Annotated in this window: 19 protein-coding genes; 4 read left to right on the top strand and 15 right to left on the bottom strand. The window is 57.6% G+C overall.

Features of this window, described 5'->3' with window-relative positions; genetic code table 11:
- Positions 1–62 precede the first annotated feature (62 nt).
- Both Q7U39_07940 and Q7U39_07935 read left to right on the top strand, forming a co-directional pair.
- A complete protein-coding gene (locus tag Q7U39_07940) occupies positions 63–635 on the top strand; it encodes an OmpA family protein (GenBank protein ID MDO9117872.1) in 573 nt (190 codons plus the stop codon).
- 125 nt (positions 636–760) lie between these two features.
- On the top strand, positions 761–2,317 hold the full coding sequence (locus Q7U39_07935; protein MDO9117871.1) for a Ppx/GppA phosphatase family protein: 1,557 nt from the start codon (positions 761–763) through the stop codon (positions 2,315–2,317).
- Between the two features lie 64 nt (positions 2,318–2,381).
- Here the strand turns inward: Q7U39_07935 and sixA are convergent, their stop codons facing one another.
- From sixA to Q7U39_07880, 11 genes are all read right to left on the bottom strand, one after another.
- Positions 2,382–2,906, bottom strand: coding sequence for a phosphohistidine phosphatase SixA (sixA, locus tag Q7U39_07930; GenBank protein MDO9117870.1), 525 nt, complete (start codon positions 2,904–2,906; stop codon positions 2,382–2,384).
- An 83-nt stretch (positions 2,907–2,989) separates the two neighbouring features.
- Positions 2,990–3,709: a response regulator transcription factor gene (locus Q7U39_07925; GenBank protein MDO9117869.1), complete on the bottom strand. Its 720-nt coding sequence runs from the start codon at positions 3,707–3,709 to the stop codon at positions 2,990–2,992.
- A 202-nt stretch (positions 3,710–3,911) separates the two neighbouring features.
- Positions 3,912–5,321, bottom strand: a complete 1,410-nt coding sequence (locus Q7U39_07920) for an AAA family ATPase (GenBank protein ID MDO9117868.1) — start codon at positions 5,319–5,321, stop codon at positions 3,912–3,914.
- Between the two features lie 6 nt (positions 5,322–5,327).
- Positions 5,328–6,158, bottom strand: coding sequence for a CpsD/CapB family tyrosine-protein kinase (locus Q7U39_07915; protein MDO9117867.1), 831 nt, complete (start codon positions 6,156–6,158; stop codon positions 5,328–5,330).
- 140 nt (positions 6,159–6,298) lie between these two features.
- Positions 6,299–8,071: a hypothetical protein gene (locus Q7U39_07910; GenBank protein MDO9117866.1), complete on the bottom strand. Its 1,773-nt coding sequence runs from the start codon at positions 8,069–8,071 to the stop codon at positions 6,299–6,301.
- Positions 8,072–8,082: 11 nt separating this feature from the next.
- Positions 8,083–9,222 carry a hypothetical protein gene (locus Q7U39_07905; protein MDO9117865.1) on the bottom strand — a complete coding sequence of 380 codons (1,140 nt, stop codon included), beginning with the start codon at positions 9,220–9,222 and terminating at the stop codon, positions 8,083–8,085.
- A 99-nt stretch (positions 9,223–9,321) separates the two neighbouring features.
- Positions 9,322–9,864 carry a polysaccharide biosynthesis/export family protein gene (locus Q7U39_07900; protein MDO9117864.1) on the bottom strand — a complete coding sequence of 181 codons (543 nt, stop codon included), beginning with the start codon at positions 9,862–9,864 and terminating at the stop codon, positions 9,322–9,324.
- Between the two features lie 165 nt (positions 9,865–10,029).
- The gene (locus tag Q7U39_07895; protein ID MDO9117863.1) at positions 10,030–12,411 is read right to left on the bottom strand and encodes a tetratricopeptide repeat protein; all 2,382 of its coding nucleotides are present in this window, start codon (positions 12,409–12,411) and stop codon (positions 10,030–10,032) included.
- Positions 12,412–12,619: 208 nt separating this feature from the next.
- Positions 12,620–14,254 carry an MraY family glycosyltransferase gene (locus tag Q7U39_07890; GenBank protein MDO9117862.1) on the bottom strand — a complete coding sequence of 545 codons (1,635 nt, stop codon included), beginning with the start codon at positions 14,252–14,254 and terminating at the stop codon, positions 12,620–12,622.
- A gap of 121 nt (positions 14,255–14,375) precedes the next feature.
- Complete coding sequence (locus Q7U39_07885) at positions 14,376–16,097, bottom strand: EpsI family protein (protein MDO9117861.1); 1,722 nt, start codon at positions 16,095–16,097, stop codon at positions 14,376–14,378.
- Between the two features lie 388 nt (positions 16,098–16,485).
- Positions 16,486–17,166, bottom strand: a complete 681-nt coding sequence (locus tag Q7U39_07880) for a hypothetical protein (GenBank protein MDO9117860.1) — start codon at positions 17,164–17,166, stop codon at positions 16,486–16,488.
- A gap of 412 nt (positions 17,167–17,578) precedes the next feature.
- On the opposite strand from Q7U39_07880, the gene Q7U39_07875 reads away from it, so the two are divergent.
- Together Q7U39_07875 and Q7U39_07870 are read left to right on the top strand one after the other, a co-directional pair.
- Entirely contained in the window at positions 17,579–17,800 is a 222-nt protein-coding gene (locus Q7U39_07875; protein ID MDO9117859.1) for a type II toxin-antitoxin system VapB family antitoxin, read from the top strand.
- The gene (locus Q7U39_07870) at positions 17,787–18,200 is read left to right on the top strand and encodes a PIN domain-containing protein (protein ID MDO9117858.1); all 414 of its coding nucleotides are present in this window, start codon (positions 17,787–17,789) and stop codon (positions 18,198–18,200) included. The genes Q7U39_07875 and Q7U39_07870 overlap by 14 nt, the downstream gene beginning before the upstream one ends.
- A gap of 264 nt (positions 18,201–18,464) precedes the next feature.
- Here the strand turns inward: Q7U39_07870 and Q7U39_07865 are convergent, their stop codons facing one another.
- The 4 genes from Q7U39_07865 to Q7U39_07850 all read right to left on the bottom strand — a co-directional run bounded on the left by Q7U39_07865 (position 18,465) and on the right by Q7U39_07850 (position 24,473).
- Entirely contained in the window at positions 18,465–19,115 is a 651-nt protein-coding gene (locus Q7U39_07865; protein MDO9117857.1) for a hypothetical protein, read from the bottom strand.
- Between the two features lie 335 nt (positions 19,116–19,450).
- Positions 19,451–20,680, bottom strand: coding sequence for a glycosyltransferase family 4 protein (locus Q7U39_07860; GenBank protein MDO9117856.1), 1,230 nt, complete (start codon positions 20,678–20,680; stop codon positions 19,451–19,453).
- Positions 20,681–20,694: 14 nt separating this feature from the next.
- A complete protein-coding gene (locus Q7U39_07855; protein MDO9117855.1) occupies positions 20,695–22,290 on the bottom strand; it encodes an alginate lyase family protein in 1,596 nt (531 codons plus the stop codon).
- A gap of 155 nt (positions 22,291–22,445) precedes the next feature.
- The gene (locus Q7U39_07850) at positions 22,446–24,473 is read right to left on the bottom strand and encodes a bi-domain-containing oxidoreductase (protein MDO9117854.1); all 2,028 of its coding nucleotides are present in this window, start codon (positions 24,471–24,473) and stop codon (positions 22,446–22,448) included.
- Positions 24,474–24,510 lie beyond the last annotated feature (37 nt).

Here is a 24,510-nt window from a genome sequence, read left to right as displayed (position 1 = left end):
GCCTTGCCGGACGGGTTTTCTGAACAGCGTGCGGAAGAATACGAATGGAAGGAGGCGATCTTATGTACACGCCATTACATCGACTCATACCGGGCTGCCTTGCACTGTTGCTGACCATCGGCGCATCGGGGTGCGCCACCAAGTCTGTCTACGGGACAGGCGATGAATTGATTGCCAGTGAAGAGCGGATTCCCGAACCGGCCATCCGCGAGCGCACTCCGCGCGAGCCGGGCACTCCGGTCACGCGCACGAGTCCCGGCATGCGCGCCGAGCTGTCCGCCAGAAATGCGACCGGCGCCGAACGAAGTATTCTTTCGGATGTGCTCTTCGATTTCGATCGCGCCACGCTCCGGATCGATGCCTTGCCGATTTTGGATGCCAACGCCAAAAGACTGGCCGACGAGGGGACCAAGCGGGTTCTCCTCGAAGGGCGCGGGGATGAAATGGGGACCTCTGCCTACAACTTGGTCCTGGGTGAGCGTCGGGCGAAGGCGGTGCGTTCCTATCTCAAGCAGTTGGGGCTCGACATCGACTTGCGCACGACCAGTTACGGCAAAGATCGTCCGCTCTGTTTTGAGCATCAGCAGGAATGCTGGCAGAAAAATCGCAGCGTTCACTTCGTGGTGAAAGAGTAGTCTGGCACAGGATCGTGGCTCGGCCATTCCCTCTGTTCCATCCATATCCCCCGACGTTATGTGATGGTGCAGGGAGTCCTGTCGAGTAGTCCGCCGCTGCCGTTCATGTCCCCAGGGGTTCTTTCATGGCCAAACTCGCCGTCATCGACATCGGAACCAACTCCATTCATATGGTGCTGGCTGAAATCCTGCCCGACGCCAGTTACAAGATTCTGGACCGATTCAAAGACATGACCAGGCTCGGCAATGGGGCCTTCGCCGCGAAGCGACTTTCCGACGAAGCCATCGGCCGCGGGGTCGGCGTCTTGAAGACGCTGGTGACCTTGGCGAGGAACAAGGGGTTTGAGCGAATTGCCGCCGTGGCGACCAGCGCCGTGCGTGAGGCGAAAAACGGCGGGGATTTCGTCGATTTAGTCGAAGAGCAGACCGGCATCAAAATCCGCGTGATCAGCGGAATCGAGGAAGCCCGGCTGATCTTTCTCGGCGTCCGTCACAGCATGGCGTTGTCCGACAAGCCGACGCTGGTGGTGGATGTGGGCGGGGGATCGGTCGAGCTCATCGTCGGGACGCGCGATGGGTTGCAGCATGCCAAGAGCCTGAGGCTCGGCGCGATTCGCTTGTCCGATCAATATGTGAGTAAGACCCCGCCCAGCGAGGCCATGGTCGAGCAGTTGAACGAGGCGGTCTCGCTGGCCTTGAAGGCTGCGCTCGATACGTTCAAGGTGAAACAGTTTGAGGCCGTGGTCGCCACGTCCGGCATGGCCGGCAATCTGGCCGAGATTGTTCATCTGAAGCAGACCGGCCGTCCGTTGCCGCAGCTTAACCTGGCGAAGGTGCGGCTGAAAGATGTGCGCCTGGTCGAGGCCGAACTCGGCAAGACATCCGTCAAAGCGCGACTGGGCATTCCCGGGCTCGATCCGAAGCGGGTGGATACGCTGTTTCCCGCGGTGGTGGTGTTGCGTCGTCTGTTGGAATTATCCGGTGCCGACGAGATGACGATCTGCGATAAGGCCATTCGTGAAGGGGTGATCTACGATTTCATCGACCGGTATCGCGACGGGCTGAAGGCGGAGCGCGAGATTCCGGATGTCCGGCGGCGCAATGTGATCGGATTGGCGCGACGTTGCCAAGTCCCCGAGGTGCATTCCCTGCACGTGGCCGGTCTGGCGCTGAAGCTGTTCGATCAAACGAAGCGCTTGCACCAGCTGGGTGACGTGGAGCGCAGTTGGCTGGAGTATGCCGCGGTGCTGCATGATATCGGCTATCTGATCAATCCGAGGCAGCATCATAAACATGCCTACTATCTGATCAAGAACAGCGACATCGGCGGATTGACGGCGGAAGAAATCGAAGTCGTGGCCAACATTGCGCGCTATCACCGCCGGTCCATGCCGGCAGCCAAGCACGAGGGCTATGCCGACTTGTCCGTGAAGCTCAAACGGACGGTCCGGATCCTGTCGGCCCTTCTGCGGGTGGCCGATGCGTTGGATCGGACGCATTTCTCTGCCGTGCAGACGGTGGATGTGAAGATCGGTCAGACCTTGTTGACGATCGTGGCCACGGTCAGCGGTGATGCGGCGATGGAGATCTGGTCGGCCTCGCAGCGGACGGATCTGCTTGAGCGGGTCTTTCGACGGCGCGTGCAGTTTAGCGAAGTGCCGCAGGAAGCCGAGAAATCATGACGGGGTGTGGTTCCTCTCGACCGGGGTGTTCGACAACGCAGCCAGCCTGATCGCGCTGTTCGGATCAATCTTTATCCTTCTCCTTCTTGAAGTGTCCCAGCGCGCGGAGCTGTGTCGGGGTGCACCACCAATGGAGCAGCCCCTCCCCTGCTCGCGCCGGCCCGGGCAGATGAATCAACCCAACCCCGGCCTTCTTCATCGGATAATTCCGTGACGCCTTCCCGCTGAGCAGATAGCCGCCCATTGCGCCCAGCAGCGGTTCGTGTCCGACACAGAGGACGACGGCGCGATCCGGAAGCGTCCGAAGGAAGGTCGCCAGGAATTGAGGCGTGGATCCCGGTTCCAAGGCCTTGCACAAGGATATCGTGAGGGAAGGACAGAGCATGGCATGGACGATCGCGGCGGTTTCCCTGGCCCTGGTGAGGGGGCTGGTGAAGAGGTGCGTGGGCGCGAGTCCCATTGCGGCGAGGCCTGTGGCGACCTGGCGGACTTTCTTCTTGCCTTCATCGGTCAAGGGACGGGTCTCGTCAAGGTCGGACCATTCCGCCGTTTCGACAGCGATGCCATGCCGCATCAACAGACAATCCATGCACGAACCTCCTGGGTGCAGGATGTACGCTAGCATAATTGTGGAGTAGTGTGAACGAATGAGCGCGGGTGGTGTGTGGCCGATCAGGCGCTGAGAGGTAGGGCCTGCGCTTTCCGGAGAAGCCGGTAGCCGGTTTCGGCGACTTTGACAATGAGGGGCGCGCCGCCGTCTCGGGTTGCAAGTTTCTGATTGAGCGAAGCGACGAGTTGATCCAGCTCCCGGTCGTGGGAGAGGGTATCGTTGCCCCACAACAGACTGCGGAGTTCCTCTCGCGGCACCACCTTTCCCGTGGTCTTGGCCAAACGCAGGAGGCTTTGCCATTCCGGCTTGGTCAGGACCAGCTGGCGTCCCCGGAAGGTGGCGACGTATTGGGTGGCGTTCAGCGCGAGATCATCATCGAGATCGTCGAGATTTTCCGGCATGCTGGCGGCGAGGCGCCGCAGCACGGCATGCACCCGAGCAACCAGCTCGCGAGGGCTGTAGGGCTTCGTCAGAATATCATCGGCTCCGCTTTCCAGCCCCGCCACACGCGAGTCTTCCGAGGTCACGGCTGTGACGAGAATGATACCCATCGATTTCGTTTGCGGATCCTCGCGCAGCCGCCGGCACAAGTCTTTGCCGCCGATACCCGGCACCATGAGGTCCAGCACGACTAAGGCGGGCCGGTTCTTCCAGATATCCTGAATCCCGGTCGGTCCGTCAAAGGCAATATTGGTCCGAAACGAGGCCTTGCGGAGAACCTGGTCGACAGCCCGGGCCTGGTCTTGATCGGCTTCGATGATTTGGATGACTTCAAGGCTCATAGATGTGCTCGTGTCCTATGTCTATCGGCAGGAATGGAGAAAGTCTTGAGCGGGAGAGCGTTGTTAGAGGGTGAAAGTTGGAGGTTTGAGGCGAGAAGCGGTTAGGAGGAAGAATCAGCCTGGGGCCGAAATTGATTTAAGACGGAGGAAGATTCTGAAGTTCTATCCGGCCTCGGACCTCACACCTCCAGCCTCCAACCTCCTACGGTCTATGCGTGCCGATCAAGCGATGGAGGCTGTCGAAAGCCTGGCTGACCCAGGAATCGGAGGTGCCGGATCTCGTCCCTCCATTCGTGCGTCCGGCCGTGGAAGCGGCCAACTGTTTGATCCGGCCGGCGACATCGCGATAATCCGGCTGGACGCGCGCGAGTTGGCGATAGACCGTCAGCGCTTCCTTATTCTGGTGGGAGGATTGGAGTGACCGAGCGAGCATGTATTGCACATCGAGGATTTCTTTGGGCGAGGCTGAGGAATCATTCAGGGCGACGCGGAAGGCCTGGATGGCGGCGCGGGTGTTGCCCATGGTCCGGCAGCAGATACCGATTTGAGCGTGCGCTTTCAGCCACAACGCGGGATTCTTGCTCGCCTCTTCGAAGAGGGCCATGGCCTCCTCAAGACGGTTCTCATTTTTCATGCGCAACCCGTCCTGGTACAGGGCCTCGGAATTCTGCTCTTTGGAGGCGGTGCGAGGCAGGTTCGCTGTCTGGGGGGCGGCCTTGGGTTGGGGGATGGCGGCATCGATCTCGGTTGTATCTTCGGGCGCGGCCGCCAGAATAGCCAGCTCCTCACGTCCCGCGAGCGGCAGAATGCCGCCTTTGCTCCGGTCCAGCGCCGCCTGCGCGACCAGCTTGGACGTGATCACTCTCGCCTGTTCGGCAAATCCATAGGTCAGTGCGATCTCGCAGACTTGATTGATGAGGCGAGGATTGCCCTTCGTCAGCCGATGAATGAGCGCGCAGGACTTGTTCGTGAAAAGCGAGGGAGATCCGCCGGCGACCCGCAACCGGTGGCGAATGCAATGCCCCGTTTCCGTTTCGGTGAGCGGTTCCAGATGATAGTCGACGACGATGCGCTGGGCGAACTGCGTCATGTCGATCCGTTGGAGCAGCGCGTGAAGGTCCGGCTGGCCGGACAGAATAATCTGCAGCTTTAGGATTTTGCCGTCGTTGAGATTGGACAGCAGCCGAAGTTCTTCGAGCAGCTCGACGCCGAGACTTTGCGCTTCATCGACAATGAGGATGACCCGGCGGTGTTGTTTCGCCTCCTGAGCCAGGAATTGCGTGAAAACGTGATAGGCCTCGACCGGGTCGAGCTGTTTGGTGCTCAATCCCAGGGACAGCAGAATCCAGGGAAGGAGGTGTTCAATGTCGTAGCGCGCGTTGGTGATGAGCCCGATCGAATGTTTCTGCCCGTGTTCGGCGATAAGTTTTTGCAACAGCGAGGTTTTGCCCATGCCGGGGTCGCCGGTGAGGACCATGAACGGGGCCTGGCTGAGCACGCCGTACTCCAAGAGGCCATAAGCAGCCCGATGCACCGAGCCGGCATAGAGGAAGTCGCTATCCGGAAGGAGCGCGAAGGGTTTGGCGCGAAGATTGTAAAAAGTTTCGTACATAACCCGTTAGTTCCCCAAGAGCTTTCTCATGGTCGCCGGTGTAGCGGCCAGTTGTCCGGCCTTATTGAGGACGGTGCCAAGCACCGGCCGCGAGTCCTTCACCAGTGAGAATGCCCGTTGCACATCCTCCGCGGAGGTCTTTCCTTCTTCCACCACCAGAAGCAGCGCATCGGTATAGGGAGCAAAGGCCAGCACGTCGGCGGTCTGCAACAGCGGGGGCAAGTCGAAGATCACAATCCGCGAGGGATAGCGGTGTTTGAATTCCTCGACCAGCGCCAGCATCTTCGGCGAGGTCAGGATTTCCGTCGAATTCTGGATCGCCCTCCCCCCCGGGAGCAGCACGAACCGGCCGATTCCGGGATGGACCAGTAGATTTTCGACGGGCACGTCATCGAGAAGATAATCGGCCAGACCGGCGCAGTCCTTCAATCCGAAGACGTCATGGATGCTGGGATTGCGCAGGTTGGCATCGACCAGCAAGACGGTCTGCGTGGATTCCATGGCCAGACTGATGGCCAGATTCACCGCTGTGAGCGTCTTGCCTTCGCCGTCGCCGGGACTCGTGATCCCGAGCACATTCCAGCCCTTTTCCCGGAGCCGATGCATCACCTGCGTGCGAAGGATCTTGAAGGCGTCGACGAACGGGCCTTTGTCGTAAGCCGCCATGACGCGCCGCTGGCGGAGGACCGAAAGGGGGACGTCCAGCGATTTGGTTCTGGTATAGACAATCGGGGGCGGCACAGCCTGCGGCCCGCCGGATCGTCCTCCGGGAGTCTGATTGGAAGACCCGCTCTGTTGGTCCTTATAAAGTTGTACCGCAGTGCGAAATCGGTCCATGGGATCTCCTAGAATGCGAGAGGTTGGAGGCTGATGGTTAGAGGGTAGAGGCCACTTCCTCAAACCTTCGACCTCATGCCTAAAGCAACCCTATTCCGGCCTCAAACCTCTAGCCTCATACATCCAACATTATTTCAGATCTACTCTATGCCAAATCGCCTAAGGGCTGCAAACCAGAGCACATCGAGCGGCACGACGAACGCATGCAGCAGCAACAGGATCATCGCCAATGCGCCGACACCGGCTCCCCTGACAAGCCGCCGGCGTTTGACGGCCTTCGAGAGATCCTGCTCGTTGGGCATGAAAGGCACGACGGCCAACGGGAACATGTGAGTCAGCTGCGCGAGCTGTTCCGGTGTGCGGATAGAATGGTCCAGCGATTCCGCCGCAGCGCCCGATCCGAGTCCCCCCCCGACGGCCAGGATGAAGCCGAGCAGCACAATCGCAAGGCGGTTCGGTTTGTCCGGCTTTTCCGGAAGGCTGGGCGGATCGATGAGTGAGAACCGCTCCCCCTTGCGCTGCACTTCCAAGCCCTCCGACACCTTGGCTTCCAAAAGCCTGGACCGGATGTCCTGGTACTTTTGACCTGAGGTATCCCGGTCCCGGATCAAGACGAGATATTCCGGCTCAAGTTCCGGAGTCTTTTCCAAACGCGTCGCATAGGATTGGAGGCGTTGCTTCACATCGGTTTTGGTTTTGCGAAGCGCATCCAGCGAAGACGTGGCGGAGTTCAGTTGTGCCTGGAGGTTGATATAGGCAGGGTTCTCCGGCCGCTGCATCGGGTTCTTGCGAGGCGGTACAGCCCTCAGCTTCCGTACTTCCTGCTCAAGAGCCGCGATACGCCGCCTGGCCTGCACCACGTCCGGATGTTCATTGCCCAGTCTCTCCGAAATAGTTGCGAGCGAGGCCCGGGCATCGACGAGTTGTTTCGAGGCCTCCTCGACCTCGGGAAGGTGGCCGGTCTCTTTCTCTAGAGCCTCAATTTCCTGCTTCATCTTCACAATATCGGGATGATCAGGGGCCAGGTTGCCGGAAGCTCCCGCATATTCCGCACGGAGGGCCCGGAGGCGGTCAGCTGAGTCCAAAATGCGTTCGCCGCTGGCAGAAATCATCGGGCTGTTCGGCTTGATCGTGGCCAGCTCGCCCTCCAGATAATTCTTGCGCTCCTCGAGCGTGCGAATCTGCTGGTCGACATCCATCAATTCCCGGTCGGATTGATTCATGAGTTGTTGATTGAGCTGCATCAGCTCCGGCAGAGCGCCTTGCGCCCGTTGTTTGAAGCCGGCAATCTTGTCGTCAATCTCACCGATATGTTTGGCGAGATTATCTGCTTCCTGTTGGAGAAACGACGTGGCCTCCTGGGCTTGCCGTTCGCGGCTCTTGAGATTCTGTCCAAGGAACAAACTCGTCAGCTCGTTCGCCACCTTTTGCGCAAGGTCTGGAGACTTGCTCTGATAGGCGACGGTGAAGGCAATGGTGGCCTTGGTGGCATGTTGAGTGCGCTTGTCGACTACGTCGGCGCTGATCACTTCCACCTGGATATCCTTGATGAAGCGCTTGACGACTTCTTCGGCCGGGCTGGCCTCGCGCTGTTCCGGATAGAGGTTGAATTGCTCGACGACTTTCCAAAGCGTTGTGCGGCTCATGACCTGCTGCTTGATGGTCTCGATGCGCTGGTCGGCATAACTGGTGATGGTCGATCGAACGAGGTCGGTCGGGATCTCCTGTTCCTCAATGAGAATCGTAGCCATGGACTTGTAGGTCGGCGGCCAGAGGAAGGCGGCTGCGAGGCTGAGGAGTAATAGAATTCCCCCCGTCGTCAGAATGAGCGTCCTGCGCCGGGCAAAGATCGCAACGTAGTCCTGAAGGCTTTGTGTGGAATCAGTCGAGGTCATGTGAGATTGAGGTCCCATAATCAGTTCGCTCAGTTTGAAAGCGCGAGCTTCGGTGGATAATAGGTCAACATCAGCATCGCGGCGTTGGATGTCGCCGGGGTAAGGAAGTTTTCCACATCTCGCCAGCCGTAGGTATAGGAGGCTTCGAGCCTCCACCATTCGAGAAACTTCCAGGCCAGTTTTGGAGATAAAGAAGCATACCGCTGCTCGGGAAACGAGCCTCCCGATAATCTCTGCGTCGCGCCAGTGACAAGATATCCGTTGGCATCCAGCGAGGCCAGGAGGGTCTCAGAAACCTTGTAGGAACCGGAGAGTGTCACCCGGTCGGTTTGGATCAGCAAGCCGAACCCGCTGGGAATGATGTCACGAGCCGCGCTGAGTTGGATAGAGCCGCTCTCGAACTGCTTCGCGAGACTTGCCCCATAGACCCAGACGGTCTCCTGGGCCTTGACGTCGCCACCCGTTGCCTGAGTCGTGGTACTGATGAATCGCGGTCCGCCGAACGCGGTTCCTGTGAGAGACTCCGTGAACGCATGAGTTATAGTCATCATCGCTCCAGGAAATGTCGCGCGGAAGCCAGACGAGGCATTAGTGGTATGAAAGCTCGTGTAAATTCCAGTCAGTTGAATCTGATCTTGTTCGGTCAATTGATACAGTAACCCGCCGGAGCCGCCAAGAAGTTGGTAATTAACAAGTCCGAGACGAAGACCATTCTCGTACGTGGTGTCCGTAAACTGAAAAGAAGATTGGAGCGAAAGCTTTTCCGTTAAGCTGTGGGCCCATGTCGGACTCGCATTCCATTGGTTGCGTTGAGTAAACCGCACGACAACACCGGTAGCCAGAAGTTCGCTCATCAAGGTGTTATCACGGCTAAAGCCGCCGGTAAATCCCAGAAGGTCCTTTTCAGTCTTATAGCGCATCGAGAGAGGCAGGAAAATATTCGTGAAAGTCGTCTCCTCGCCTCCATAATATGTGACGAAATCCGCAGCCACTTTGCCGCTCACTTCCAGCCGCTCCGTCTTGCCGGCAAACTCGGCTGCCGGCGAGGTCCAATAGCCATAGGTCGCATCGTGCGGCAGCGGAGTGAGAAGCAAGTTGTCGTTGTACACGCCTTTGACTCCAAGCGATGGGACAACCGACCACTCGGCTGCCTCACTGTAGGTCACCATGCCAGATCCCATAAGGTAGATCCACAAGAGGCGTAGCCCAAGTACTTTCCATGTGCTGAATCGACCACAGTCTCCAACCTCTAGCCTCCATCGCATTGTCTATGGCACCATCACGGTGTCACCGCGCTGGAGGAGAATATTCTGTTCCAGATCCTGTCCTTTGCGGAGATCGCCGTAGCGCACCGGGAAGACCTGCTGCTGTCCCCTCACCCGCCGGATCACCTTGATGTCGTTTTCCGCGGCGAAAGGAGTCAGCCCTCCCGCCAGACTCAATGCTTGCAGGACATCGGTGTAGTGGCCGATCAGGTATTCTCCCGGCTTGTTGACCCGTCCGACGACATAGATCTTGTAGCTGAGCACCTTCATGACCGCGACGGAGACATTCGGGTTCGGGATGTATTTGACCAGTCGTTTGACGAGATCTGTCCGAATCTCCTCAACGGTCCGGTCCTCGGCCTGGATATCCCCGACTAGAGGAAACGAGAACATACCGTCGGGACGAACCACGACTTCTCGCGTCAGCTGCTCATCCTTCCAGACCGAAATCAGCATGACATCTTCCGCTCCGAGGCGATACCCGGGATCGACTTGAGGCACAACCGGCGGCGCAGCCATGGCACAACCGGGCATCAAGCTAATCACTGCTACTACAAATGCAATCAGCTTGGTGAGTAAGGGGGTAAGTGCAGGCCTCAATCCTCGACCCTCTAACTCCCTTGCCTCAGACCTCAAACCATGAGCCTCTAACATGCTTGCCCGGGCCTCAAACCTCAGACCTCTAACCTCTGGCATCTTTTCCACTGGCTCCTACCCTTTCATCTGCGACAGGGTCTGTTCCGCTTCCTGTCTCCCCTGGAACGATTCAGTGCTCTTCAGTGCTTTGGCCAGGTGGGTACGGGCCTCGGCTGTCTTGCCCGTCTGGAAGTAGGCCATTCCGAGATGATAGTTCAGCGTCGGAACCTCCGGCGCTTTGGCGACGGCATCCTTCATGACCCGTAGTCCCTCGTCCAGCTGCCCCATTTTGAAGCGGACCCAACCCAGCGTATCCAGAAAGAGCGGGTGCGGCGCGTCTTTTTCGAAGTCGCGGCTCAACGCGAAGGCCTTTTGCAAACTTTGAGGGTCCCCCTTGGAATCGACGAGCATCACCGCAAGATTGTTCGCCGCCAGTACGTTGCGAGGATTCAAGCGCAATGCCCCATCGTAGGCCGCGATGGCCGGATCGACCCGACCATTGGCTGTATGGGCCAGGGCCAGCAACATGTACAACTCTTCGCTGTCCTGGTTGGCCGTGAGACCGGCCTGGATGACCTGGACCGCCTGATCCGGCTGCTTCTGGGCGAGCCAGAGGCTTCCCCAATCGAGCCAGGGCGTGATCCACTTGGGGTTGACCCTGGTCGCTTCTTTGAACTGGCTGTCGGCTTCGTTGGGGTGGCCGGTCATGGCGAGGACTTCGCCCAGCAGGCCGTGGCCGAACGGATGATGAGGTTGCGCGGCCACCAGCGTTTCCAGCCTGGTTCTGGTCTTCTCGGTATGGCCTTGGGCGATATCCAGCTTGATGAGTGATAGGAGCGGCTCCGGTTCATTCGGCGCGAGCGCCGTCGCCCGCTCATAGGCCATGCTTGCCTGTCCGAGCTGTCCCTGCGCCTCCCGCAGTCGGCCTTCTGCCATAGCCGCGACGACGCTGTCCTTGGAAACGGACTTGAGCCGTTCGAGCGTGCGTTCTGCTTCCGTCCAATTCTTAGTCACAAGATCCAGGTTCATCAGCATGTCGAGCGCGGCCAGGTCGTCGGGCCGTTGCTTCAACAGATCGTCGAGCCTGGCGCGGGCCTGCTGAGGTCTGCCGCTCTGACTTTCGAGCGCAGCCAGAGAGCGGCGGGCATCCACCTGTCCCGGATAGAGGGCGACAGCCCGCTCGAAACTTTCCTTCGCCAGGTTGATCTCTCCGGTGATCTGATAGGACTGACCGAGCAGAAAATGGACGGTCGCCAATTCAGGCTGGTCGTGCAAGACAGTTCGGAAGGCCTGCACGGCATCTTTGCCGTTGCGTTTTGCCAGGGCCATGCGTCCGGAGAGCACCAACGCCTCGGTCGATCGAGGATTGATCTTTAAGACTTCTTGGATCTGCCGGCTCGCATCGGCCGGTTTTCCCGCATAGAGGTCCAGTTCGGCCAGCTTAACCGTGGCGTCCAAACCGGCCGCCTTGTCCTTATGCTCTTTGATCAGGGCTTGATATTGTTCGCGGGCCTGAGGCTCCTGTCCGTTCTTGAGATAGAACTCCGCCAGGCCGAAGCGAAGTTTAGTCGAATGGGACAAGTGGCTCGCCGCGTCCAGGAGCACCTGCTCCGCAGCGCGAGCGTTCTTCCTGGTCTGGAGAAAATCGGCCAGCAGAAGCCGGCGCTCTTCACTCTGAGGGTCGAGCGCGATCGCCTCGCGCAAGACGGTCTCCGCCTTCTCGGGGGCACCCTGTCCGTCGTAGAGCCGGGCCAGTCTCAATCGGTGATCGAACACCGTCGGTTCTGCATCGATCATGCGGCGGGCCACAGATTCCGCGCCGGCGAGATCCTTGGCCTGGAGCAGAATCGAATTCAAATTATTGAGGAGATCCATATCCTTCGGATGGGCATCCAACGCCAGCCGAAGAACGGCGACGGCATCCGCAGTTCGCCGTTGCTGGCCATAGAGCGTCGCCAGCAGGATCGCGACGTCCGGCTCTGTGGGAAACTCCTTGGCGAGGGCTTCCCCTTTGAGAGTAGCCTCCGGCAGCGATCCCTCCAGCGCCAGGACGGCGATTTTCAGTGCCTGGGCTTGTGGATTCCGAGGATCGTTTGCGAGAACTTTGTCGGCGGTCGCGACCACCTGGTCGCTCAGACGGGCTTCCAGATAATACTTGGCCAGGGTGATCAGCGCGGCGCTGTGGGTGGGAACGAGTTCGATCACTTCCTGATAAAGACCCACGGCGTTGCGCCAGTTTTTTTCCTTTTCCTCGACTTGCGCAAAGAGGAAGTAGGCATCGGCGTCTTTCGGGTCGATCTTCAGCACATTGCGCAAGGCCACCCGCGCCTTCGGATAGTTCCCAGCCGTGAGATAGTCTTGAGCCTTGGCCCGATACTTGGCCTTGCGCTCTTCCGGCCCGCCGCAGGCGACGAGGACGACCGCCATACTCACAATGATGATGTTTCTGTAGTTCATGGTGTTACCTTTGTGTTGCGCGATAAACACGCTTGAGGTCTGAGGTTAGAGGCTCAAGGTTAGAGGTCTGACGCAAGGACCTCTCGCTTAAACTCTCCAAACTTCAAGCTCCCACGCTTTGCTCCTGCCCCTCTCTCTAGGCCTCTACCCTCCAACTATCTACCTCAAGCATTCCTCTGCCTCAAACCTCCAACATTCCCCCGCCCGCTCACAGCCACATTTTGATCCCCAAACCGAACAGCACCCAGAGGGAGACCAGCCCGAGTTGCTTGACTCGATCAGAAAATGCGTGGAGGAGCAACTCAAAGGAAAAAAACAGCACGATCAGTTTACCCGCGAAAAGACCGAGTGACGAGATGTCCGCATGGAGTTCCGGAAGGAACGGGAAAACGACGGCGAGGCAGACCATTAGGTAGTCCAGAGGAGTGGTCTGGAACCGGCTTTGGCTGTCGAAGCGCATGGTCAGCAGGACCATGATCGCCATGGCGCCGAACAGGAGATGATAGGTCGCGGGAATAGGAAACACCGCCTTCAACCAGGAAGCGTCGCTGACATACAGCAGGCAGGTGCTGCCGAGATAGAGCCCTCCGCGCACAAAATAGGGCGCCAGCCGGGGAATAAATGCGAGCCCGAGCAGGACGATGAGAAACAGTCCGGTCGACAGGTAGCCGATATCGTGCGGGACCTCGGCCGGAAGAAACACCGTCGCAATCAGAAACAGAGGGACCACGATGGCCAGGAAGCGAATGGGCAAATCATGGAGCCAGTGACGATTCAGGACTTCTTCGAGCCATTGCTCGGAACGGACCAGCGCCCCCTCCGGAGCCGGTTTGGCAAAGAAGCCCCGGCCTGCGGCGATAAACAGAGCCAGGACGATGCCGGCCAGTCCGAGGTACAGAGGGATGATCAAGATATCCGATTGCCAGCGCAGGAAATAGGCCGAGGCAACCATGAGACCCTGGATCCCATAAATGGCCGTGACGGCTTCGTAGTGGTGCAGGCCCATCGCCATGAGTTTGTGGTGAATGTGGGTACGGTCTCCGACGAACGGCGATCGTCCTTCGGCCAGACGCTGAGCCGACACGCCCAGCGTATCCAGGAACGGCAGGCCCAGCAGAAAGAGCGAAAGCGAAGAACTGAACGGGCCTCTGGCGGAATCGGTCAGGAGAATCGCCAGGACCCCCATCATGAATCCGAGCAGCTGGCTGCCGCCGTCTCCCATGAAAATTCTGGCCGGATAGGTATTGTATCGCAGGAAGCCCAGGAGCCCTCCCATGAAGGGAACGGCCAGCAAGAGCACCAGCGAGTCGTTCGAGAGATGCGCAAGATACGCGATTCCGCAGAGCGTGAGGAAAGACAGTCCCCCGGCCAATCCGTCGAGGCCGTCAGTAAGATTGACTGCGTTCGAGACGGCCACGAGGAACAAGACCGTGACAGGGATGCTCACCCACAGCGGCAGCTCGGCATCGAGGAGGAACGGCATGCTCTCGAAACGGATGCCTCCGATGAGAATGACTGCGAGGGCGGCCAGGAGTTGTCCAAGCAGTTTGGGGCGATAGCCAAGATCCACCCGGTCATCCCAGACGCCGAATCCCAGGATGATCAATCCGCCCAGGAGTACCGACAGCGTGGTGATATCTTTCGGCGCCCACCAGGCGATGCTGACGCAGGCGCCCGCCGCGAAGGCAATGCCTCCCACTCGGGGAACCGGGTGTTGATGCACCTTGCGTTCGCCCGGTTGATCCATAAAATGGAACCGGTCAGCCAGCATCCGCAACGGCGGAATCAACGCCATGCAGATGAGCAGCGAGGTCATGAAGCTGAAAAAAAGTTCGCTAGTCATAGTCTTAATAGCCTGAGGCTAAAGGTGTGAGATTGGAGGCCAGATGGGAATCCGGAGCCTCTAACGTCCAACCTCAAACCTCCAACTTTCAATGCGTTCTCCCCTAACCTCCAACATCTCATCAATCCGGCACATACCGGTTCAACTCGGGTTGCATGGCTGATACGAACTGCCGCATCCGTTGATCGACCATCTCTTCGGTTTCGCCCGGCCCGACAAGAGAGGCGATACGCACCAGCGCTCCGTCGGTTCGCGCGCGCAGGAGGGCATCCCAGAATAAATAGAATTTCACCAGGTACTCGCTGGTGAGAATGCGGTCCCGCTGTTTAAACCAGTACAGGACGATTTGTTTCTGATTGCCCTTCTCGATGACGGCGCGGTTGGCATGGAGCTGCTGCGCCATGCCGGGCACCGGAGCGAACGCCAAGTTTTTGATCGAGGAGATTTCCCATCCGCCGCCGGGGAGGCAGCTCTGCGGAGAATGGGCCGATTGCCCTTTTCGCTGCGATCGGTAGTAGGCCGAGTAGAACGTCACCGGCTGGCTGCCGCCATGGCGATATTCCGCCAACACGTAGTCGTCGAACCGCAGCGCGTCGATGTACTGCTGCTCCAGCGACAAGGATGTGCCGGTCCATTCTTCGATGTGCATAGGGAAATCGACGAACAACGCTCTGTCAGGCGGGACTTCTACTCTCTGGCCGAGGAAGGACGAGGCGAATGCCACGGGAATCAAGAGCGCCACGCTGAAGAGGTAGGCGGGTCCGAGCAAAACAGTGTTGGAGGTAAAAGGCCGAAGGTTAGAGGGGCGGAGAGGGCTTGAGGCTGAAGGTTGGAGGTTAGAGGGAATGGAAGATTGTTGGAGGCTTGAGGTTTGAGGTTGGACGTGAGTGGCCATTGTCTCAGGACTTAAACCGCGGACCTCTGACGTCTTAATGCGCGCCTCAGACCTCATACCTCTAACCTCAACCCTGTCTCCACTCCACGTGAATCGGTCTTGAAGAGATACGGATCGACCATCCGATCCGATCCTGGCCAGGACCCACATTTCCAGAATCAACAGGCCAAGGCTGGCCATGAACAGGACCCAGCCTTCGAAGAGATGGGCGAAGCCTTCGGATGCCTCCTGCCCGTACCATTCGACGAGCACGCCGATCATGCCGATGCGAAACCCGTTCACCAGGATCGAGATCGGGATCGACGAGAGGACAAGTACGATGCGTTTCCACATCCGATCCTTGAACAGATAGGCGCAGAGCAGCGCCAGCGAGGTCAGGGGGAGCAGATAGCGGATTCCGCTGCAGGCCTCCACGACTTGGAGCTGCACCGGGCCCAGATCGATCACGTTCCCTTCACGGAAAGCCGTGACGCCGACGAGTTGCAGACAGCCGACCCCGAGCGCCGATGACCACAACTGCAGTTGGCTCGACAGACCGGCGTATAAGAACGTGGGCAGCGGAATACTGGTCAGCAAATAACCAAGAGGAAAGGCGATCGTACGACTAGCCTGAAGGCCGATCCCGCCGATCACGAGTCCCACGAGCACAATCCAGAGGGAGAAGTGCTGAAGCACATAAAGCGTGGCGAGTTCCCCGACCAGATACAATAAGAGGCCCGCGAGGACAATGGCCATGCCCCACCAGGAACCGGCGATGCCCGCGGCAGCGATGCGGTGCCGCGATTGCCAGATGAGAAAGAGGCTGATGAGAGGGACGAACATGCCGTGGCTATAGTCGTCGCTCCCGATCCAATGGTTGAACAGAAACACCAGGCTCTCAAAGTAGAGGTAGCCCAGTGAAACTGTGGCAAGAACTCCGCTGAAGCCTAGTAAAAGCTTGCTGCTCATAACGATGCGCCCGATGTGATGGATCTACAGCAGAGTGACCGCGTAGAGGATATCTATCTGGATACCAGATTGACTGTTGTAAGGCAACCTTCTTAGTAGAATTTCAGAGGGCATGTACGTAGTTTCCCAACTGTGATCTATTTTGACCATCAATCGGCGCTGAGTATATGCAATCATTTATCGCGGCCGAGCTTGTTGGAGGGCGGCGGTTGGAGGTCTGAGGTTTGAATCACCTGCAGTGGGCCCTCCAACTTTTCTTCACGCCTCCAGCCATCCGCCTCTAACGTTCCTCACGCTTCTAGCCTCAAACCGACTTCGGATAGACAAAGGGCTTGGCGTGTCCCTGTGACGGGGCGCCAAGCCCATGTCTGTGCTCATGGCGATGAGCCTAGGCCTGCTGAGTGCCGCGGAGGTTTCTCAAGCCTCCTGCGCCGAGACCGACCAGCGAGATGAGCCCTGCTCCAAAGAGGAACACGGCGGCCGGCAACGGCACGGCGGTCAGGCTGTTGATCGCACCGCGCACCGTCACGATGTGCCCGTCGGCGTTCTCAAAGATGAGGCGCCATCTGGTGGCCGTGAGGGAGCTCAAGCTCGGCGGATTTTGCAGGGTGGTATTGCCGAACAACCCGCCGCCTTCCCGATCCAGATGGAGATCGAAGCTGAGCGGGGTGTAGCCATTCACCGGCAGGCCCATCGCCGCAGTCACCAGCTTCCAACGGTCTCCGGTGAGTCCGCCGCCCAGATTGCCGTTCTGAGAAATGGTGACAGCATTGGCTCCGGGGGCGAACGACGAGCTATAGCCGCCGATGGCGACAGTCATAGCTTTCACGGCGCCGGGATAATTGCCGCCTACCCCGCCCGTGGCACTGTCGAATTCGAACGACCCCGTCACGGGTGAAGTCAGGTTCATCGTGGGCGAGAGCAGCGCTCCGCTGATGCTGCTGACTCCTCCTGTGAAGGAATAGCTCACCAGCGCTGCTTGGGCCACGTTCCCTGATAGGACCAGGGAACACAGCGCGATCGCCGGCAGGAAAAGCCCTTTGATCGTCGACTGTTTGTTCTTCTGCATAAAGTCAGACTCCTTGTAGAGGTGGTACATGCGCACAGCCAGGGGGTTCAGCAAGAGCCAGGCCATGGCTGGAAGGAGCTAACGTATTGGAAATGCAGAGGGTGAAAATGAGCCGCTTGGAACCGTTGTGTGCAGAAGCCTACGAGGAGGGTTCAATTCTGAATCGGGCAACAACCGGCACAGAATGTACGCAGATCGGTAGTAGATAAGTATAGGTACAGTGTTTTCCTTCGATGTCCCTCAATTCACCGTGACGGGCGAGATGGATGGCTTGCCGGGAATTCTGTGCCCCCGTCTCTTGCCCAATTTCAGATACCATGATGCTACGATATGGGTGTTTCTTCAATTGACACCCATATAGGTGAAGGGTATTGTATGGGCAGTCTTCGCCTGGGAACGGAGGGACGTCGATATGAAGACAACGGTTGAGATTGATCAGAAACTCTTACGTGAAGCACAGAAGATGCTAGGCACAGACACGATCAAAGGCACGGTGGAGGCGAGCCTGCGCACGGTCATTCAGCGCAGCCAGCTGGAGAAGCTAGCCAATGCGCTGGGCACCATTCCACTCGACCTGACGCCCGGCCAACTCCGCTCCCAACGGCATAAACGACCTTCCCATGTATCTCGTTGACAGTTCTATCTGGATCCATGCGCTTCGTCCGGCGGGGAACGCCGAGATCCAGGCCAGACTTAAACCGTTAATCATCGAGGGACAGACGGCCGTCACGGAGTGGATCCTTCTTGAACTGATGACAGGGCTGGTCAAGTCCCAGCAGCCCTCTACTCTCCTCCAATGGTTTGCTCCGGTGCCACGGCTCCCTTTCAACCCGGAGTGGTGGGAGATTGCGTGGGACCTGGCTGGGAGTCTCAGAAGGCACGGCGTGTCTCCTTCAGCAGCAGATTGTCTGATCGCGACGACCGCGATGAAACACGAGGTGACCTTGATTCACTGCGATGCTGACTTCGAGGCGATGAAACCGACTCTCCGGTTGCAGACCCTCGATTGGACCAAGTATCTCCGCACATCCTAAGTCAGAATGATTGAGAAGCGCTCCCAACCTCACTTGCCATTTTCCTGAATGGGAAGGTTGAGATTAAGGCTAAGGTCGGACCGCTTGGGATGGTTGTGCGCAGGAACCTACGAGGAGGGTTCAATCCTGAATCAAGTCACAACCGGCACAGAATGTACGCAGATCGGTAATGGATATGCACATTTGCGGTGAGATGAGGGGGCGCAAAACAGAACAGCCGGCGCTTTCGCGCCGGCTGTTCTATGAAGCCTATTCCGATGTCACTTAGGCGATGAGTCTGGTATTCCGCTGCCGCCAGCTCCCCGCTCCGAGACCGGCCAAGGCGACGAGACCTGCGCCGAACAGAATGACCGCCGCCGGCAACGGCACCGCCGTTAGGGAAGTCAGTGTTCCACGAACCACTTTCCCATCGCCAGGACCAAAGACCAGGCGCCAGCGGTTGAAGTTGGTAAAGGCTGAAATGCTCGGCGCGGTAGTCGGCAAGGCGTCGCCGCTGAATGTGTTGGCCGGTCCACGCAACTGAACGTCGAATAGTCTTGGTGCTAAGAAATTCACAATAGGGCCATTAGGTGCATTGATGGTCCCAGTCACTCTATCAAGACCTGGTGTCCCATCCTTGATCTCGACCAGACCGGATGTTCCCATGGTCGCAGTGTAGCCGCCGATGGTCACGTTGAAATTGGTGACGGTATAGTTGCCCACCTTGGTGTTGAGATTTGTGTCGGCTGTGTTAAGCGTCACAAACCCAGACATCGCTGTTGGACTCGAGCTTGTGCTGAACGATGACGACAATTGAGAGTGGACGTGACCCACATCGCCGGTGAAGTTGTACGTGATGAGCGCTGCCGTGGCCGGGCTGGCGAGCAAGCCGCACAAGATAACTCCCAATCCGATTCGCATACTAATTTGCTTCATAAGACACCTCCATACTTCAGTTGTGGTTCACTGACATAACAATTCTTAGCTGAAACGGCTTCTCCGCAGATGCCGGTTGGGGTATCTGAGGAGAGAGTTCAGCTATGTAGTTTTTTACTGCCGAACGAAGAAGCCGGAAACCCGTGCAGAGGATAAAGCAGCTCACTTCCACGACGTTCTTAAAAACCTTATGACATTAAACCGGTCTATGCAAGAAAAAACTTAGTCTAGCGAAATACGTGTATTGGGGGGAAGTGTGAGGCTAGAGACCGGAGGAAAGGTAAAGAGCACAGACTATAAAATGTGGAACATCAGCCCTCAACGTTCTTCCCAGCTCAATCCTTGCTCACGACTCGTTGCATGACATCGGTCAGCTTCCTCGCCAGGACCTGGCGGTCGAAATGCGCCAGCACAGAGTGCCTGCCGCTTGTGCCGAGTGCGCGACATCGCGCGGGATCTTGAGACAGTTTCAAGACCTGGTCCGCGAGGGCTTTCCCGTTCTCCGGTTCGATACAGACTCCCCCGCCTGATGACATCACGAGTTCGGCGCTCTCCCCTTCAACTCCTAGGATGATGGGTTTCTCCATCGCCATGCTCTCGAAGATCTTAGAGGGAATGACCGTTTTGAAGAGGTCGGATTTCTTGAGAAGGACAAGGCTCACGCTCGACAGAGACCACAAGTCCGGCATGCGCTCTTTCGGCTGCTGATCGAGCATGACCACATTCTGAAGCTTCATCTCATCCCGCATGGCAAGAAGGCGGTTTCGTTCTGCGCCATCTCCGACAAGCAGAAAGACGAGGTCCTTCCATTCGGCTAATATCTGGGCGGCCTCCAAGACCGTTTCCAGATGATGCGCCATGCCATGAGTGCCGACGTATGAGGCGACGAACTTTCCTTCGAGCCTCAATTGCCTGGACAGTTCTGAGGAATCTGCCAACGGCTTTTTGTAGAGGGAAAAGTCCACGCCATTCTTGACTACCGTCACCTTCTGCTCCGGGATTCCTCTGGTCAGCATGTGGGTCTTAAAGGCGTCGGTGACGACGACCAGGTGATCCGCTTTGCGATAAGCAAAGAGTTCAAGGCCCTCAAGGAAGCGGATGATCGGGCGATTGGTGATGGCGCCTACGGCGACGATCGATTCCGGCCACAGGTCGCGAATCTCCAGAATCCAGGGGGCTCGCTTCATGCGGCTGACGAGATAGCCTGCCAGTCCGTTAAAAAACTGGGGGGATGTGGAGAGCACGACGTCACACTGTGAGAGAAACGGTGCCACGAATATCGCGGCTGCCATATACGAAAGATAATTCAGCGTCCGCTTCAGAAATCCTTCATTGGGAGTGACATAGGTCCAAACCCGCACGACCTGAATGCCGTCACGGTTTTCCCGCTGGAAGAATTTGTTACGATAGCCTTCATAGACCGTCCCGCGCGGATGGTTCGGCGCGCAGGTCACGACCGTGACCTCGTGCCCGTCTTTGACCCACTGTTTGCAGTGTTCGTAGGTGCGGGAGGCCGGCGCGTTCACTTCAGGAGGAAAGTAATGTGAAAGAAACAGAATTCGCATAGGGGATCGTTGTCCTATTGATTGAGGGCCGTTTTCTTGGCGATACGGTAGCTGAGACGGAGAGGAGCGACTCCTGCACAGCAGAAAACCATCACATCGTTTTCATATTTCCGACCGAATTCCGGGAAATATGATCCCCTTTCGATCTTCACCGGGTTAGCTTCCGCAGGCTCTATCATCGCAATAGTCTTCCCGTTTGCTTCAGTGATGTGAAAGGAGGCCCCATTCTTCTCAACATGATAGTCCGGGTGGATATGCAAGTAGCTTTCCATCCGGTGAGCTCCGCTTCCTTCAAGCCGGTCTTCAATAATCCAGGTTTCTTTCCCATCATATGCGATGCTTCGCGTGTGGATCGGCCTTCCCTTAAGCCTCGTGTACCCATCGTGAGCGCCGGTGAACCAAACTGATCCATCAGGCCGCCGCTCGATCCGGGCGTCAAGCGGCCTGGCCCTCCGTGCCACGCGAAAGACTCCCCAGATTTCCGATTGTTCCCCCCCGTCGACCACGACCGTATTGTGGGCTTTGGTGCTCCGGGCATAGGCGCGTTCCCGGCTTGGTTCGTAGTCGTGGACACCGCTATCGACGATGACTCGCCGCCCCTCGATAGCCAATTCAAAACTGAGGGTATCGCAGTGCGCGTGTCCCGGTTGATAGTCAGGGCCAATGGATCCGCCGTCGATGATGATCGCGTCCTGATCGTTGTGGCAGACAAAGTAGCCGCTCGCTGCGTGGCTATGAATAGTCAGGCCTGAATGTCTCACGGGCGGCTCATACCCGATCACCTTCTTGGCATAGTCGAAGATGTGTTTGGGAGTTGGGGCGATTCCGAAAGCGGAATCGTTGAAAAGAGCAATCTCCTTGTCGGGTAAACACATGTCGCTTAGAAAATCGAGGCTGCTTGTCATTCTCTCTGCGAATCTGGCCTGATCCTCCGGGGATAGCACTCCCTGTGAGTTGCGGGCGAGATTCAACACGTCGAGATAATCCGTCACGCATATCGAATGGTACATCGGGCTTCGCTCGAAGTGCCCGCCGTCTGCAAGGAACTGTTCGTCCAATTCCTCGCGCAGGATCTGCACCCCTTTCTTGAGCCACCTGTCAGCATCCACTCCCTGGAAATAGGCCCCGGCAAAGAACAGCGCCACGCTATTCTTGAGATAGTGATTGGCCAGGATGTGATATTCGATGTTCTGCTCAAGCCACAGCGCTTGCTGGTAAAGACTTCTGAGCCATTCGGGGTTCAGCCCTGCAGGAAACTCCCCTTTTGTGCCTCCCTCCTCTAAATGATTCCGGTCAAGAGAAGTCGTAGACAGTGACAGAAAGAATTTGACCCAGTTCACGATTCTCAGTGAGGCTGTGTAGGGCTCCCAGGCGTCTACCGTTCCTTGCGGATTGTGCGCGATCCAATCAGAGATCAGGTGAGACTTATTTGCGATTGAACGCTGAGGGTGCTGGAGATAGTCGAAATAGTGCAGGTTGTATCGCCAAAGCTTCGGCATGTCCTTGCCGGCCCACCCGAGTTTCCCAGACTCAAACTGTTGTGAACGCCCGAGGAAGCTAAAATGTGAATCAGATTGCATGGGGGCATCGGGATGGATAGCTGTCGCCATATGGATGCCTGGACGAAGTCGAAGGTCTGAGGCTGTGCGGAGTGATGCGTGAGAGGGAAGCAGTCGTCGCCGGACGAAATACAGCATCTGTGAGGAGCGAAGATGCTTTACCGTCCTCGCGTATAGGAGTAGCCGATTCATGGGCTGTGTGGAGCTTATGCCAGAGAGTCCATGATATCGAAGGTGGCGCGCGACACCTCCACGAGTTCATGGAATGGAATCGGCGAGGGAGTTCCCTCCCGAATCGCTTGAATGAAAGCGGCGGCACAGGCCGCATTCCCCTTATCCTGTTGCCAGAGGTTCATCTTTTTGAAGCCGGGCCATCCGTAGCCCTGAAGCTTACGGAAGTTATCCAGTTGGAGTATCCGGCCACCGCAGAAGACTTCGAGACGTTCCTTTGGAAACGACTTATGCCCGTTCGCGAGATAATGGACGGTTCCGAATGACCCGTCTGCGAATTCAATCGTGAACGTTGCCTTATCGTCCCGACTCGTTCCTCTAGCAGCAGCTCCCATCATCATGGCCTGAACGGAAACAATCGGAGATCCTGCCAGGAAACGAAGCAGATCCACGAAGTGGCAACCTTCGCCGATGATTCGCCCTCCGCCAATCATCCGGTCCTGGGTCCAGTGTTCGGTGGGAATATTGCCTGCATTGACCGTCATGACAAATGTTTTTGGGTCGCTGACTCCATTGAGCAGGCGTTTCACTTTCTGGATCTGGGGAGCAAAGCGGCGGTTGAATCCGACCATTAAGAGAGGAGGTGTTCCTTCCTTCTTCAGGCATGCCGCCTCATAGGTTTGTATGATTGTTTCCAATTCTTCGCGCGTAATGGCCAGAGGTTTCTCGACAAAGACATGTTTGCCGGCTTTCAGCGCCGCGCAGGCAAGCTTCGCATGGCTGTCATGTCTGGTCGCGATCACAATTGTCGTGATATCAGGGCTCTCGATCACACTCTTGCTGTCGCTTGAAACCTCCGCAAATCCGAATTTGCGCCCGGCGTGAGCGGCGCTGACTCCGGTACTGCTCACGACCGATTTCAGAATGGCCCCGGTGCTTGTGAAGGCCGGTAGCAGGACTTGTGTCGCATAATTGCCTGCTCCGATACAGCCCACGACCGGTGCGCCGGGATGGCGGCCAGATGGTGTCGTCTCCGAAAGCTGGATGGTACGGGCCAATAGTCGAGGCTGGGAAGCCTTGTCGGATTCGGGATATTGCAGGATGATTCCAAGCGAGGGGGCTCGGCTTGAAATAAGGTCATAAGCAGTGACGGCCTGATCGAACGGAATGCGATGGGAGATGAGCGGTTCGGTCTCCAGGCGGTCATCTGCCAGCATGTCGAGAACTGCCTCGAAGTTTCGTTGCTCTGTCCAGCGAACGAGGCCGAAGGGATAATCCTGGCCCTCGTCCTCGTAGCGGGTATCGTATCGCCCCGGCCCGTATGAGCAGGACACCTGGAAGCTGAGTTCTTTTTCGTAGAAGTCGGCGCGCGAGAGCTCTAGGCCTGTGACTCCAATGAGCACGATCCGTCCCCGCTTGCGACACATCAGCGCCGCCTGATGGACCGGCTCATTGCTCTTCGTGGAGGCCGTGATGATCACCGCATCCACACCACGGCCGCGAGAGAAGGCCATCGCGGCCATGACGGGATCGGCATTCTGGTTGAGGTCTACTGTTTCTGCTCCGAGTTTCCTTGCCAGGTCGAGTTTGCTGGTATCGTAGTCTAACCCGAGCACCCGGCAGCCATGCGCCCGGAGAAGCTGCACCGTCATCAATCCGATTAATCCGAGGCCGGTCACCACGACTGTTTCGCCCAGTGTGGGTTGAACCAGGCGAATCCCCTGCAATCCGATCGCTCCGATCACGGTAAACGCGGCGGCTTCATCGCTCACGGCGTCCGGGATTTTGGCGCAAAGATTCTTGGGGATGCAGACAACTTCCGCGTGTTTGCCGTTGGATGCCACCCGGTCGCCCATGGAGAATCCCGTGACCCCGGCTCCCACCTCGAGCACCGTGCCAACATTGCAGTAGCCCATAGGCAGTGGTTGATCAAGTTTGTTCCGGACCGCTTCCAGCGTGGGCATGATCCCGTCAGTTTTCACCTTGTCCAGCACCATTCGAACTTTCTCAGGTTGCTGACGAGCTTTCTCGATGAAGTTGGCCTTGCCAAAATCCACCAGCATGCGCTCGGTACCTGCTGACACCAGTGATCGTGAGGTT

The sequence above is a fragment of the Nitrospira sp. genome (assembly GCA_030653545.1).
In the GTDB taxonomy this organism is placed as follows: Bacteria; Nitrospirota; Nitrospiria; order Nitrospirales; family Nitrospiraceae; genus Nitrospira_D.
Note: the sequence above shows the minus strand (reverse complement) of the source record. Positions and strands in the feature narration are given on the sequence as shown.

Excerpts from the sequence above, each read along its gene's own strand:
- Q7U39_07940 (MDO9117872.1), top strand. The coding sequence starts at position 63 with ATGTACACGCCATTACATCGACTCATACCGGGCTGCCTTGCACTGTTG.
- Q7U39_07935 (MDO9117871.1), top strand. The coding sequence starts at position 761 with ATGGCCAAACTCGCCGTCATCGACATCGGAACCAACTCCATTCATATG.
- sixA (MDO9117870.1), bottom strand. The coding sequence starts at position 2,906 with ATGGATTGTCTGTTGATGCGGCATGGCATCGCTGTCGAAACGGCGGAA.
- Q7U39_07925 (MDO9117869.1), bottom strand. The coding sequence starts at position 3,709 with ATGAGCCTTGAAGTCATCCAAATCATCGAAGCCGATCAAGACCAGGCC.
- Q7U39_07920 (MDO9117868.1), bottom strand. The coding sequence starts at position 5,321 with ATGTACGAAACTTTTTACAATCTTCGCGCCAAACCCTTCGCGCTCCTT.
- Q7U39_07915 (MDO9117867.1), bottom strand. The coding sequence starts at position 6,158 with ATGGACCGATTTCGCACTGCGGTACAACTTTATAAGGACCAACAGAGC.
- Q7U39_07910 (MDO9117866.1), bottom strand. The coding sequence starts at position 8,071 with ATGGGACCTCAATCTCACATGACCTCGACTGATTCCACACAAAGCCTT.
- Q7U39_07905 (MDO9117865.1), bottom strand. The coding sequence starts at position 9,222 with ATGGTGACCTACAGTGAGGCAGCCGAGTGGTCGGTTGTCCCATCGCTT.
- Q7U39_07895 (MDO9117863.1), bottom strand. The coding sequence starts at position 12,411 with ATGAACTACAGAAACATCATCATTGTGAGTATGGCGGTCGTCCTCGTC.
- Q7U39_07890 (MDO9117862.1), bottom strand. The coding sequence starts at position 14,254 with ATGACTAGCGAACTTTTTTTCAGCTTCATGACCTCGCTGCTCATCTGC.
- Q7U39_07885 (MDO9117861.1), bottom strand. The coding sequence starts at position 16,097 with ATGAGCAGCAAGCTTTTACTAGGCTTCAGCGGAGTTCTTGCCACAGTT.
- Q7U39_07880 (MDO9117860.1), bottom strand. The coding sequence starts at position 17,166 with ATGCAGAAGAACAAACAGTCGACGATCAAAGGGCTTTTCCTGCCGGCG.
- Q7U39_07875 (MDO9117859.1), top strand. The coding sequence starts at position 17,579 with ATGAAGACAACGGTTGAGATTGATCAGAAACTCTTACGTGAAGCACAG.
- Q7U39_07870 (MDO9117858.1), top strand. The coding sequence starts at position 17,787 with ATGTATCTCGTTGACAGTTCTATCTGGATCCATGCGCTTCGTCCGGCG.
- Q7U39_07865 (MDO9117857.1), bottom strand. The coding sequence starts at position 19,115 with ATGAAGCAAATTAGTATGCGAATCGGATTGGGAGTTATCTTGTGCGGC.
- Q7U39_07860 (MDO9117856.1), bottom strand. The coding sequence starts at position 20,680 with ATGCGAATTCTGTTTCTTTCACATTACTTTCCTCCTGAAGTGAACGCG.
- Q7U39_07855 (MDO9117855.1), bottom strand. The coding sequence starts at position 22,290 with ATGGCGACAGCTATCCATCCCGATGCCCCCATGCAATCTGATTCACAT.
- Q7U39_07850 (MDO9117854.1), bottom strand. The coding sequence starts at position 24,473 with ATGCTGGTGGATTTTGGCAAGGCCAACTTCATCGAGAAAGCTCGTCAG.